This is a genomic window from Kribbella sp. NPDC023972 (assembly GCF_040639075.1).
Taxonomy (GTDB): domain Bacteria; phylum Actinomycetota; class Actinomycetes; order Propionibacteriales; family Kribbellaceae; genus Kribbella.
The window spans coordinates 476,565-489,925 of the sequence record NZ_JBEZZH010000002.1; the positions used below are offsets into that span (position 1 = coordinate 476,565).

At 69.1% G+C, this 13,361-nt stretch carries 9 protein-coding genes; 4 read left to right on the forward strand and 5 right to left on the reverse strand.

Going from position 1 to position 13,361, the window contains the following annotated elements; genetic code table 11:
• Window positions 1–47: 47 nt before the first annotated feature.
• The gene (locus tag AB0F43_RS11430; protein ID WP_360473896.1) at window positions 48–1,202 is read right to left on the reverse strand and encodes an FUSC family protein; all 1,155 of its coding nucleotides are present in this window, start codon (window positions 1,200–1,202) and stop codon (window positions 48–50) included.
• 306 nt (window positions 1,203–1,508) lie between these two features.
• Between AB0F43_RS11430 and AB0F43_RS11435 the strand changes: the two genes are divergently transcribed.
• Window positions 1,509–2,012 carry a DUF5709 domain-containing protein gene (locus AB0F43_RS11435; protein WP_360473898.1) on the forward strand — a complete coding sequence of 168 codons (504 nt, stop codon included), beginning with the start codon at window positions 1,509–1,511 and terminating at the stop codon, window positions 2,010–2,012.
• Between the two features lie 220 nt (window positions 2,013–2,232).
• Here the strand turns inward: AB0F43_RS11435 and AB0F43_RS11440 are convergent, their stop codons facing one another.
• A complete protein-coding gene (locus AB0F43_RS11440; protein ID WP_360473902.1) occupies window positions 2,233–3,558 on the reverse strand; it encodes a cytochrome P450 in 1,326 nt (441 codons plus the stop codon).
• 304 nt (window positions 3,559–3,862) lie between these two features.
• Window positions 3,863–6,883, reverse strand: coding sequence for a glycoside hydrolase family 38 C-terminal domain-containing protein (locus AB0F43_RS11445; RefSeq protein ID WP_360473904.1), 3,021 nt, complete (start codon window positions 6,881–6,883; stop codon window positions 3,863–3,865).
• 175 nt (window positions 6,884–7,058) lie between these two features.
• On the opposite strand from AB0F43_RS11445, the gene AB0F43_RS11450 reads away from it, so the two are divergent.
• Entirely contained in the window at window positions 7,059–8,096 is a 1,038-nt protein-coding gene (locus AB0F43_RS11450; protein ID WP_360473906.1) for a TAXI family TRAP transporter solute-binding subunit, read from the forward strand.
• A gap of 69 nt (window positions 8,097–8,165) precedes the next feature.
• Here AB0F43_RS11450 and AB0F43_RS11455 read toward each other — a convergent pair whose 3' ends face one another.
• Window positions 8,166–9,506, reverse strand: a complete 1,341-nt coding sequence (locus AB0F43_RS11455) for a HAMP domain-containing sensor histidine kinase (protein WP_360473908.1) — start codon at window positions 9,504–9,506, stop codon at window positions 8,166–8,168.
• 36 nt (window positions 9,507–9,542) lie between these two features.
• Window positions 9,543–10,208, reverse strand: coding sequence for a response regulator transcription factor (locus tag AB0F43_RS11460; protein ID WP_360473910.1), 666 nt, complete (start codon window positions 10,206–10,208; stop codon window positions 9,543–9,545).
• A gap of 118 nt (window positions 10,209–10,326) precedes the next feature.
• On the opposite strand from AB0F43_RS11460, the gene AB0F43_RS11465 reads away from it, so the two are divergent.
• Both AB0F43_RS11465 and AB0F43_RS11470 read left to right on the forward strand, forming a co-directional pair.
• Window positions 10,327–12,387: a TRAP transporter fused permease subunit gene (locus AB0F43_RS11465; protein ID WP_360473912.1), complete on the forward strand. Its 2,061-nt coding sequence runs from the start codon at window positions 10,327–10,329 to the stop codon at window positions 12,385–12,387.
• Window positions 12,384–13,361: a TAXI family TRAP transporter solute-binding subunit gene (locus AB0F43_RS11470; RefSeq protein WP_360473914.1), complete on the forward strand. Its 978-nt coding sequence runs from the start codon at window positions 12,384–12,386 to the stop codon at window positions 13,359–13,361. Before AB0F43_RS11465 ends, AB0F43_RS11470 begins: the two co-directional genes overlap by 4 nt.

Below are 13,361 nucleotides of genomic sequence, written 5' to 3' on the forward strand. Positions count from 1 at the left end.
CGCCCACCCCGGTTATGACGAGGATCCGGCCAAACTTTTGATGTGACCTACTTCTCATCCAGTCCGTCGAGGCGGAGCGGAACCAGTTTGCGGGCTTCGTCGTACGACGTACCGGTGAGTTCGAGCAGGTCGATCACGGTGGACCGGATCTGGCCGAGCACCACCACGGCCGACAACCCGGCCGGCAACGGCATCTCCGCCGTACGGCGGCCGAGCTCGCCCAGGACGCGGTGCGCGGCCTGGTCCGCGGCCGGTTCGAACAGCGACTCGGCGATCAGCCGGGTGCCGTCGGCGAGCCGCTCGAGCAGCACCGGGTACTCGGCCGGCATCTGCTCGTCCCGCCACACCGACACCGCGCATCGGCGGACCAGGACTCTGATGTTCCGGATCGCCCGGTCCAGCGGTACGACGAGATCCGCGATCTGCTGGACCCGGCCGCGATGCCGGCGGCGGAACGGCGACAGCCGGACCACCGCGACGCCCTCGTCGGCCGCGCTCCGCAGATCGTCCAGCATCGACTCGCTGGCCCGGGCCCGGCGGAGCGCGTCGGTGACCGCCTTCTCGTCCTTGTCCCGCAGGCCGTCGGCGGTCTCGATCAGGATCTCGGACAGCTCGGTCAGTACCTCGGAAGCTTGTTGCCTCGGGCGCCTGATCGCCGCGGCCGGGGCGATCGTGGCGGCGGCCAGTGCGACCACGCCGCCGAGCGCCGCGTCGAGCCAGCGGCTGAATCCGGCGCCCGGGTTCGGCAGCAGGGTGGTGACGATCGCGGCCTGGACCCCGGCCTGTGTGGTCATCAGCGTGCCGGCACCGAGCAGGACCGCCACACTCATGGCCAGCGCGACGACGAAGATGATCTGCGCGAAACCGGTCCCGAAGACCGCGACGAACAGATCTCCGACACCGACGCCGACCGCCACGCCGACCATCACCTCGGCGACCCGGCGCAGCCGCTGACCGAAGCTGAACCCGAGGCAGATCATCGCCGCGACCGGCGCGAAGAACGGTTGCGGGTGGCCGACGACGTACCGGGCCAGTGCCCACGCCACGCCGGCGGCGAGGGCGCACTGGGCGATGAAGAAGAGCCGGTCCCGCCACCGGTCCACCCGGCGGCGGACCGAGGCCCGCGAGCGGCGAGCGGCCTGCGGCGCGATGTCGTCGCGCAGCTCCCGCAACTGCTCCAACGTCAGCCTGACCGGATCCACGGACCCCATTGTCCCCGGTGCGCGCTCCGGCTTGATTCACCCGGGCTTGACGGGAAGGGTGGGGGCATGAGTGAGCGTAGCGAGCGAACAAGAGGCACAGTGGAGATCTCCGTCGTGCCGGAGCCGAGCGCCAGCGAGGTGGAGGCATGAGTGAGCGTAGCGAGCGAACAAGAGGCACAGTGGAGATCTCTGTCGTGCCGGAGCCGAGCGCCAGCGAGGTGGAGGCATGAGTGAGCGTAGCGAGCGAATAAGAGGCACAGTGGAGATCTCCGTCGTGCCGGAGCCGAGCGCCAGCGAGGTGGAGGCATGACGGAGAACAACCGCGAGGACTACGGCAGCTACAGCGTGGACGACGAGGACCAGCTGCAGCCGGAGGACACCCTGAACGACCGGGGTGTGGACGATTTGCTCGACGAGGGCTACTCGCCGCCGGAGAAGTGGTCCGCGGGCGAAGGCTTCGGTACGACGGCCGAGGAGGCGCTGCAGGGCGAGTCGCTGGACCAGCGGATCGCGCAGGAGGAGCCGGACGTGGACCCGTACGCCGAGGACGGCGAGGACGTCGGCGGTCCCGAGGTCGGGGTCGAGCGCTCCGGCCGGCTGGTCGCCCCCGATGAAGGCGCCCACGGCGACGAGGAGAAGGACCTGGTCGCCGAGGACGTCGGCTTCGACGGCGCCGCCGCCTCCGCCGAGGAGGCCGCCGTCCACGTAGTGGACGACGAAGAAACCTTCGAACTCGAAGCCGACGACGAGTCCGACCTCCCCTCCTACCGTGACGTGGACCTGGGCGACGTAGGCGACCCCGAAAACTGACCCCACCACCCCCCGCTCCGCTCGGCCGGGTGCAGCAGGCGTGGCCCGCCGGGCATCTCAGCTGCCGGGGCGCAGGCTAGGGCTGTGCTCGGCCGGCGGGTGGTGGCAGGCGTGGGCGGGTCCGGTGCCTCGGGTGCCTGGGTGCCGGCCGGCGAACATCTACCGGCTCACCCACCCGGACGACCGACTAGCTGCACAGGCGGGTGGTGGTTGCGGGAGGTCAGCGCCGGGTGGCGACTACCTCGGCTCCGCGGGCGGGGACCAGGGTTACGTTCTTGGGTTTGGTGGGTTCGGGGGCGGGCGTGGGGGCGTGGAAGTTGTAGGTGGTGAGAGCGGCGCGGAGGATTTCGGTGGCTTCCATCAGGGAGAAGCCGGCGCCGATGCAGCGGCGGGCGCCGCCGCCGAAGGGGATCCAGGTGCCGGGGGCCGGCGGGTCGTCGGCCAGGAAGCGCTGGGGGCGGAAGTCTTCGGGCGCCGGGAAGTGTTCGCCGTCGCGGTGTACCAGCCCGATCGCCGCCATGATCGTCGTACCGCGGGGCAGCCGGTAGCCCGCGACGTCGGCGGTCTCGGTGAGCCGGCGGCCGACCTGGTAGACGACCGGATGCAACCGCATCGCCTCCTTGACGATCGCCTCGAGCTCCTCGTCGGCACCCGCGTCCGCCGCCCGCCGGCCGAACGCCAACTCCTCCGGCCGCCGGGCGAGCTCGTGGAAAGCCCAGGCCAGCGCCGTCGCGGTGGTCTCGTGACCGGCCAGCAGCAAGGTGACCAGCTGGTCCCGCAGCTCCACGTCCGACCAGTTGCCCGCGGCAAGCAGCTTGGACAGTACGTCGTTGCGTCCGGCAAGATCCCCGCGGCGCCGGGCGATCTCGTCGGACAGGATCTCGTCGACCTGGCGCTGGACGGTCAGGTACGTCCGCCACGGCGGCACCCGGAGCAGGGCCGGGTAGAACCCGCCGAGCATGATCACCGGTGACACCGAGACGATCTTGTCCAGCAGCGGCCGGAGCTGGTTCAGCCGGTCCGAGTCGGTCACGCCGAAGACGACCTGGAGGATCACCTCCAGGGTCAGGTCCCGCATTCGCTGGTGCAGCTTGAACGGCTTGCCGGTCGGCCAGGTCCCGACCTCGGCACGGGCCAGTTCATGCACCATCCCGGCGTACCCGCGCAACGCCTGCCCGGAGAAGGCCGGCATCAGCTGGCGGCGCATCCGGACGTGGTCCTCGTCGTCGAGCAGCAGCAACGAGTGTGAGCCCATGATCGGTTCCAGCACGGTGTTGCCCTCACCCGCGTGCATCACCGACGGCGGACTGCCGAACACCTCCCGGATGTGCTCCGGCCTGCTCAGTACGACGACCACGCGGCTGGACGGGACCAGCCGGATCGTGAACACGTCGCCGTACCGCTCACGCATCCGGGGGAAGAACGTCTTGCGGTGACTCGCGAACAGCAAGGTCTGCGCCAGCGTCGGGTACCGCGGGCCGGGCGGCAGCGTCCGAGCCGTCTGCCGATCGAGCGTTCGCGAACCGAGCAAGGGTGTCGAGGCCATGCCACCTCCTAGCCGGGGCCAATCCGAGCTACTCAGCCAAGCTACGTCAGCCGGGTGAACGCCGGGCGTCGAATGCGACAACGCCGGGGCCGGCCGCTGGTCGTCCCGCACCGGATCGACCCCGATCCAGCGCCTCCTTCGGCCAGAAAGTCGCCGCAGTTGCGCACCGACCGGCATTTGGCTGGTGGACCAGCTGTTTTGGGGGTTTGCCACCCGGAACCAGGGTGGCAAACCCCTCATTTGCTGGGTCAACCAGGCAAATGGGGACGGGGCCGCCTGGGGGAGGGCGGGCCCGTCGGGTGGGTCAGGAGCGCTTGAGGCGGAGGGTGAGGATCTGGAAGGGGCGGAGCTCGAAGGAGACGCCGCCGTCGGTCAGCTCGCGGTCCGCGAGGTGGCGCTCCAGCAGGTCGACCTCGGCCACGGACGCGACCCCGAAGGACGGGGTGAGGGTGGCACGGGAGCGGCCGCCGCTGGACTCGTAGAGGCGGACGACGACGTCGCCGGACTGGTCGTCGGCCAGCTTCAGCGCCTCGACGATCACGTTGCCGTTGTCGATGGCAACGAGTGGTTCGACCCCGTCGGACCCGGTGACGACCCGCTCGGGCAGGTTGATTCGGTAACCCTCCTCGACCGCCTCCGGGATACCGGCGCCGACCACCAGCGCGTGGTTGACGGTGTGCACGCCCTGGTCGGTCTGCGGGTCGGGGAACCGCGGCGCGCGGATCAGCGACGTACGGATCGTGGTGGTCGTGCCGCCGTCCTCGCGGGCGGTCCGGTTGATGTCGTGACCGTAGGTCGAGTCGTTGACCACGGCGACGCCGTACCCCGGCTCGCCGACGTGCACCCAGCGGTGAGCCGCGATCTCGAACTTCGCCGCGTCCCACGACGTGTTCTGGTGGGTCGGCCGGAAGATGTGCCCGAACTGGGTCTCCGAGGCCGACCGGTCGGCGTGCACGTCCACCGGGTACGCCGCCTTGAGGAACTTCTCCGCCTCGTGCCAGTCGATTGTGGTCTCGATGTCGACCCGCTTGGTGCCCGGGCGCAGGCGCAGCGTCTGGGTCACGCTGGACCGGTTGAAGGACCGCTTCACCACCACCGTCGCGACACCCTCGGCGGTGCTGAAGTCGACACTGTCCACCTCAGTCACGTCGCGGACGTTGTTCTTGTAGAACGAGTCGACGTCCCAGGCGTCCCAGTGGTTCGGGGTGTCCACGTGCAGCTGCAGAAGGTTGCCCACGGCACCTGGTGCGATCACCTCGCGGCCGGCCTCCACGTCGTACAGGGAGGTGATCAGGCCACGCTCGTCGATGGTGACCCGGATCCGCCCGTTGTCCAGTACGCCGTCCTGCACCGTCACCGCCTGGCCCTCGCCGGTCGCGACACCGGCGCCCAGGCCGGCGATGCCGTTGCGGCTGTGTGGCGCGGCGTTGAAGACGATCTGGGCCGACCCCTCACCGGCCAGCGCCTGCTGAGCCTTGGCGATGATCGCCTCGAGCTCCGCGGCCAGCTTCGCGTACGTCGCCTCGGCCTCGCGGTGCACCCACGAGATCGAGCTGCCCGGCAGGATGTCGTGGAACTGGTTCAGCAGTACTGCCTTCCAGATCCGGTCCAGGTCCTCGTACGGGTACGCGTCCAGCTTGCCGGCGACCACGGCCGCGGCGGACCACAGCTCGGCCTCGCGGAGCAGGTGCTCGCTGCGCCGGTTGCCCTGCTTGGTCTTGGCCTGCGAGGTGTACGTGGCCCGGTGGATCTCCAGGTAGAGCTCACCCGACCAGACCGGCGCGTGGTCGCGGTACTCCTCCTCCGCCGCGGCGAAGAACTCGGTCGGAGACTCGATGGTGACCCGCGGCGAGGACTCCAGGTTCGCCACCCGGCGCGCGGTCGCGACGAACTCGCGGGTGGGGCCGCCACCGCCGTCGCCGTACCCGAACGGCACCAGCGAGCGGGTCGCGGCGCCGTTCTCGGCGAAGTTGCGCTGCGCGTGCGCCAGCTCGCGGCCGGACAGGTCGGAGTTGTAGGTGTCGATCGGCGGGAAGTGGGTGAACACCCGGGTGCCGTCGAGACCCTCCCACCAGAACGTGTGGTGCGGGAACCTGTTCTCCTTGTTCCAGGAGATCTTCTGGGTCAGGAACCACTTCGACCCGGACAGCTTCACCAGCTGCGGCAGCGCCGCGGTGTAGCCGAACGAGTCCGGCAGCCAGACCTCCTGGGTGTCGATGCCGTACTCGTCCAGGAAGAACTTCTTGCCGTGCACGAACTGACGGGCCAGCGCCTCGCTGCCGGGCAGGTTGGTGTCCGACTCGACCCACATACCGCCCACCGGAACGATGGTGCCGTCGGCAACGGCCTTCTTCAGCCGCTCCCACACCTCGGGGTAGTTCTCCTTCACCCAGGCGTGCTGCTGCGCCTGGGAGAACGCGAAGACGAGCTCGGGGTACTCCTGCGCCAGGGTGGCGACGTTGGAGACCGTCCGGGCCACTTTGCGGCGGGTCTCGCGCAGCGGCCAGAGCCAGGCCGAGTCGATGTGCGCGTGGCCGACCGCGGACAGCTGGTGAGCGCTCGCGTGCGCCGGGCGGCTCAGTACGTCGGTCAACTGGGCGCGGGCGTCCGCCGCGGTGCCGGCGACATTCTCGTAGTCCAGCGCGTCCAGCGCGCGGCTGAGCGCACGCAGGATCTCGCGGCGGCGGGGCTCCTGCGGGGACAGTTGCTGCTGCAGGCCGTCGAGCGCCTCCAGGTCGAGGATCAGGTCCCACACCTCGGCGTTGAAGACGGCCAGGTCGGCGCGGGCCAGCCGGTAGATCGGCGTACCGCCCGGCTCGGGCTTGCTGCCGATGTCGGTCGGGGCGAACGCGTTCGACCCCAGCACTTCGGGGTTGGCCGCGGCCTCGACGTAGAACTCGATCCGGTCGCCAGGCGAGGCCGCCGTACCGTCGGGGCCGAGGATCGACAGCGGGGCGTAGGTCTGGCGTGGGTGCAGACCCTTGAGCGGTACGCCGGAGGTGGTGTGGATCAGGCCTTCCGCGGAGAACCCGGGGCCACCGCTGAAGCCGAGGTCGACGACGGCCTCGATCTCACTGCCGGCCCACTCGGACGGCACCTGGCCGCTGAACTTGAACCACGCGGTACCCCAGGCAGGCCCCCAGGGCAGCCCGATCGCGGCCGGCTCGTACGTCGCCGCGAGCGCCTCGGCAGGCGGCACCGGCTCACCCGGGGCGTGCCATACCTGGACGTCCAGCGGGACCGCCGCGCCGTAGATCGCGGGGCGGATCCGCTCCCGCAGGGCGCGCTGGAGCCGCTCCTCGATGAGTTGACGGTCGTCGTGCACGAAATCATCCTCCGCGATTGTCACGCGACCCACGCGGCCGCTGCGATGACAACGCTGTCACACCCACCCCGGGCCCGTCCAGACGCAGTTCATCGTTGCACTCCAGGTAGCGGTCAGGTCGCGGTCCGGCAGCGTGGCTACCGGTTCGGACCTGTTGGCGTTTAGGTTGTCCTGCATGGATCGCCCCCGCTTCCTGACCCCTGCCGGGAACGGCCTCCTCAAACCGACCGGACTGACCCGGCGAAGCGTGCTCGGCCTCGGTGCCGCCGCCGCGACGTCGCTGCTCGTGCCGGGCTGCTCCCGCGGCCGCTCGGACGAGCCCGCGCCGGCTGGTCCGGCCACTTTCGCGACCGGCAACAGGAACGGCGTCTACAACACTTTCGGCGGCGGCCTGGCCAAACTGGTCAGCGAGGTCACCGGCATGGAGCTCCAGATCATCGAGACCAACGGTTCGGTGGACAACCTGCAGCGGGTGGCCGGGATGAAGTGCGACATGGGGCTCACCACCTCGGACAGCGCACTCAACGCGTACGAGGGCACCGGGACCTTCAGCTCCGGCGGGCTCAGGTTCACCGCCCTGGCCCGGACGTACGACAACTACGTGCACGTCGTGGTGCCGACTGCGTCGGACGCGGTCAACCTCAAGGACCTGTCCGGCCTGACCGTCAACGTCGGTCCGATGAACTCCGGGACCAAAGTGGTGGCGGACCTGATCCTGACCACGGCCAAGCTCAGGAACGTCAAGACGACCAACCTCTCGCTCGAGGACGCCGTCAAGTCGCTGGCGAGGAAGGCGAACAACCTGGGCAGGGGCCAGGGGATCGACGCGCTGATCTGGAGCGGCGGCCTGCCGACCAAGCCGATCGCGGAACTGCAGTCGTCGGTCGGCTTCCGGCTGGTCGACATCGGCGTGGTCGCGGAGGAGATCTCGCTCAAGCGGTTCGGCGGCTACATCGTCTCCTCGATCCCGCCGTCGGTGTACGGCCTGGCCAATTCGGTGCCGACGCTGGCGGTGCCGAACTACCTGATCGCCCGGCCGAACCTGTCCGACTCATGGGCCTGGTGGACGGTCAACACGATGTTCCGCCGGCAGAACGACCTGATGGCGGCCCACCAGGAGGCGGGCTCACTCGACCCGCGCTCGGCGATCGCCACCATGCCGATCCCGCTGCACCCGGCCGCCGAGCGCTGGTACCGCGCCAACCACATCTGACCCGTCCTCGGGGCCGACGTACTGCTGTCTGCGGGCGTACGTCGTCGCGGGGTGCGCGGACGTCCTGCGTCAGGCGTCGTAGTCGTCGATCAGGGGGACGCGGACCTCGATCACCAGGCCGCCGCCGATCGGCGGGCGGGCGACCACGCGGCCGCCGACCCGGGCCGCCTCGGACCGGACGATCGCCAGCCCCAGGCCGGTACCCGGCATCTCCCGGTGGTGCGCGCTGCGCCAGAACCGCTCGCCGACCTTCTTCAGATCGCGCGACCCGAGCCCGAGGCCGTGGTCGCGGACCGACAGCACCACCTCGGTGCCGTCCCGGGTCACCGACACCTCCACCGGCGGAGCGCCGTACTTGGAGGCGTTGTCGAGCAGTACGTCGAGGATGTCGTCCACCTCGAGCTCCGGGGCGACACCGCCCGGCACCATGTCGCCGATGACGAGCTCCATGTCGTCGGCGGCGTACACGGCCTTCCAGCCGACCAGCCGCTCCTTGACCGCCTGGGCCAGGTCCAGCGGCTCTTCGTTGCTCTCGGCATCGGCTCCGGGGCGGTCCGAGCCGGCCAGCCGGGACAGTCGCTGGACGATCCGGCCGAGCCGGTCGATGTCGCTGAGCGCGAACCGTGCCGTCGGCGACAGCCGGGACAGGCCTTCGATGTGAATGCGTGCAGAGGTGAGCGGCGTCCGGAGCTGATGGGATGCGTCGGCCACGAACTCGCGCTCACGCTGGCGGGCCTGGTGCAGGCTGAGTGCCATCGAGTTGAAGCTGTCGCCGAGTCGTCGCAGCTCTGGTGCGCGTCCGTCGGTGGACACCCGGGTGTCGAGGGCGCCGCGAGTGATCTGGTGGGTCGCGTTGTCCAGGTCGTTCAGCGGCCGCAGCACCCAGCGGGTGATCGGCCGGACGATACCGATGACGATCGCGCCGATGCTGATCAGCAGACCGCCGAGGAGCAGCCACAGGCCGCGCTGCACCTGGTCACGGGCCTTCTCGGTCGGCACCCGCAGGACGGCGGCACCGAGCACGCGACCGTTGTTGACGACCGGACGGGCCACCACCATCTCGCCGGTGCGCCACGGCCACAGGGCGGGCGGCTCAGTGGGCAGCCGGCCGGCCAGCGTGCTGTCGAGGGCGATCTTGAGGTCCGGCTCGTCCACGATCACGCCGGACCGAGAGGTGGCCACCACCTTGCGGTCGACGTCCACGACGAACACCGGGGTGTTGTAGAGCTCGTGGTAGCGGACGGCCAGCTCACGCAGGTTGGCGATGTCACCGGACTGCAGTGGCGACTCCGCCATCGTGGCGAACCAGTCCGCGTCGTTGCTGCGGGACAGGAACAAGGTGCGCGACGTACTGGTGGCGATGTAGTTGGCCAGCGGTACGGCGGCCACGATGGCGAGAACGACCACCATCGGTACGAGTGACTGCAGCAGACGACGGCGCAACGGTCAGTCCGAACCCAGGCGGTAGCCGACGCCACGGATGGTCTGGACCAGTTCGGGCCGGCCGAGCTTGGCCCGCAGACTGGCCACGTGCACGTCCATCGTGCGCGAGGAGGCCTCGAAGACCGACTGCCAGGCGTACAGGGCGACCTGTTCGCGGGGGACCACCCGGCCGTGGTGAGCGGCCAGCACAGCTAGCACGTCGAACTCCTTGCGGGTCAGGGCGATGGGCTTGTCCGCGACCTGGACGGTCCGGGCCTCGATGTCCACGGTCAGGTCGCCGACGGTCACCCGGGGGCGGGGCTGCAAGAGGCCGGTACGACGAAGTACAGCATCGATCCGGGCCAGCAGTTCGGAGATCGCGAACGGTTTCACCACATAGTCGTCCGCGCCGCTGCGCAACCCGCGAACCCGGTCGGCCGCCTCACCGCGCGCCGTCACCGCGATCACCGGTACGTCCGACACCGTGCGGATCTGCCGGCACACGTTGATACCGTCCCCGTCCGGCAGGCCGAGGTCCAGCAGGACCAGGTCGCCAGGGTCCGCCGCGAGGGCGTCCGCGGCCGTCCGGACATGTGTCACCATCAGGCCGTATCGCCGCAACGCGGGTATCAGCGCATTCGCGATATCGAGATCGTCCTCGACCAACAAGATCCTGACCGCGCCACTCATGCGGTGATCGTAGGCCAGGAGGCGCTCATGTGTGTCAGATCTTGGTAAAGACGTAATCACGCGACTCCACGCAGTGTTCGGCAACATTAGCCTTCCGGGCACAGGAGGGAACCGGTAGATGACTGTCGGTGTCGGTACGGGGGGCGGCGTGGTCACGCCCTCCGAAGAAGAACTCGCCGAGTACGAGCAGGAACGGCCCGCTCGGCGGCTTCGTCCTGTCCTGGATCTGGGCATTGCGGTCTGGTGCGCAATTGTCAGTGTCGGCGTGCTGCTGCAGGTGTTCTTCCCTTTACCACAAGGCACCCAGTTTTACTTGGTGATCTTTCTCGCAGCCGTTCTGCCGATCACGCTGCTGTGTTACCGGGGCTGGAAGGTCCCCGCGTTCCTCAATCCGTTCAGGAACCGGTCGCATGACGATCCCGGCGTCAGCGACTGGGTGCTGGCCGTCATCGCGTTCGCGGTGTGCGTCTATCCGCTGTTCGACTTCGACGGTTATCTGGAACGCCGGCAGGCCCCGACCACTCTTGATGTGCTGGTCGGCGCTCTCCTGCTGCTGCTGTTGCTCGAGGCATGTCGCCGTACCACTGGATGGGTGCTGCCGGTCGTCAGTCTGCTGTTCATCGCCTACGCGTACTACGGCGGATACCTGCCCTACACCTGGTCGCTGGCGCATCAGGGCTTCAACTTCGACGCGATCATCGCGCAGTTCACCATGGGCACGGCCGGGTTCTACGGAACGCCTTTGAGCGTTGCGGCCAGCTACATCGTGCTGTTCACGATCTATGGCGCCGTACTGGACTACTCCGGTGCGGGGAAGTTTTTCATCGACCTGTCGTTCGCCGCGTTCAAGCGCAGCCGTACGGCGCCCGGTCGCACGGTCACTCTTGCGGGCTTCCTGCTCGGTAGCGTGTCCGGCTCGGGTACGGCGACCGCCGTCTCCCTCGGCACCGTCTCGTGGCCGATCCTGCGGCGCGCGGGGTATCCGCCCGAACCGGCAGGCGGAATGCTGGCTGCCTCCGGTATCGGCGCGATCCTGTCACCGCCGACGCTGGGCGCGGCCGCGTTCATCATCGCCGAGTTCCTGCAGGTGTCCTACCTGACGGTCCTCGGGTACGCCGTCATCCCGACGATCCTGTATTACCTGGGCATCCTGCTCGCGATCGAGATCGACGCCCGCCGGCACGGGACCAGATCGGCCGAGACCTCGGACAAGTCGGCGCTGCGGCTGCTGCTGCGGTTCGGGTATCACTTCCTCTCGTTGTTCGTGATCATCGGCTTCATGGCGGTCGACGTACCGCCGTTCAAGGCCGTGGTCTACGCGGTGATCATCCAGTTCGGGCTGTCGTTCCTGGACCGCGAGCACCGGCTGACCGCGGGACGGCTGTTCAAAGCGCTTGCCCAGGGCACCCGTTCGGTGCTGCCGGTGGCGGCCACCTGTGCGACCGCCGGCGTGATCGTCGCGGTCACCACCCAGACCGGTCTGGGACTCAATCTGGCCGAGATCATCGTCGGTGCGGCTCGCGGGCTGACCGACAACCACACCGTGGTGCTGATCCTGACCGTCGTCCTGTCGGCGCTGGCCGTGCTGATCCTCGGACTCGCGGTGCCGGTGACCGCGTCCTTCATCATCGCCGCGGTCATCATCGCGCCGGCCCTGGTAGAGCTCGGGGTGACGCAGCCCGAGGCGTACATGTTCATCTTCTACTACGCCGTGCTGTCGGAGGTGTCGCCGCCGACCGCGCTGGCCGCGGTGGCCACGTCCGCGATCACCGGCGGGAGGGTGATGCCGACGATGTGGCAGGCGTGGAAGTACACGCTGCCGGCGTTCCTGGTGCCGTTCGCGTTCGTGCTCACCGACAACGGCGCGCGGCTGCTGGGCCAGGGCTCATTCGTTGGCATGCTGTGGACGCTCGCGGTCTCGATGCTGGCCGTCGCGGCGCTCGCGGTGGTGACCGGCGGCTGGATCCTGGTGGCCACCTCGTGGGTCGAGCGGCTGCTGTGCGTTCCGGCCGCCCTGCTGTTGCTCTATCTCGCGCCCGTAACCATTACGGCCGGAATCTGTTTGCTAATTGTTGCCGTAGTCATCAACCTGATCCGGCGCTCGCGCAGCACGAAGGCTGACCCCACCCCACCGCCCCGGTCAGATGCCGGACCAACGGAAGGATCCGTCGCTTCATGAGAATCCGTCGTCTCCCCACCGCCGTGGTGGCGCTCGCCGCTGCCGCCTCGCTGGTCGCCTGCGGCGGTCAGCGGGAACCCTCCGGCTCCGGTTCGGCCGACGGCGGCCGGCTGACCATTGCCACTGGCAACACCACCGGCGTCTACTACCAGCTGGGCGGCGCGCTCGCGTCGCTGATCTCGCAGAAGGTCTCCGGCTACCGGGCGACCGCGAGCGAGACCGGCGCCTCGGTGCAGAACGTGCAGGGCCTGGTGGCGGGGAACTACGACATCGCGTTCTCCCTCGGTGACACCGCGGCCGACGCGGTCAAGGGCGAGAACAGCTTCCAGCAGCCGCAGGACGTCGTCGCGCTGACCAAGCTCTACAACAACTACACGCAGGTCGCGGTCCGTACGTCGGCCGGCATCAACACCATCGCCGACCTCAAGGGCAAGCGGGTCTCGACCGGTTCACCGAACTCCGGCACCGAGGTGATCGCCCGCCGCCTGCTCGAGGCGGCCGGCCTCGACCCGGCCAAGGACGTCACCGCGCAGCGGCTCGGCCTGCCGGAGTCGGTGGACGCGATGAAGTCCGGTTCGATCGACGCCCTGGTCTGGTCCGGCGGCCTGCCGACCGGCGGCATGACCGACCTGACCACCAGCATGGGCAAGAACGTGAAGCTCATCCCGATCGTGGACCTGCTGCCGAAGATGCAGGAGAAGTACGGTCCGGTGTACTCCCAGGCGCCGATCCCGGCGGCGACGTACAAGCAGCCGGCCGACGTCGCCACCATCGTCGTACCGAACGTGCTGCTGGTCCGGAAGAACATGAAGGACGAGCTGGCCGAGCAGCTGACCAAGGTCATCTACGAGAACAAGGACGCCCTGGTCGCGGTGAACGCTGCCGCCAAGGGCATCGACCTCGCGAACGCCGACAAGACCGATCCGGTGCCCGTGCACCCGGGAGCGAAGAAGGCGATCGACGGGTTGAGATAA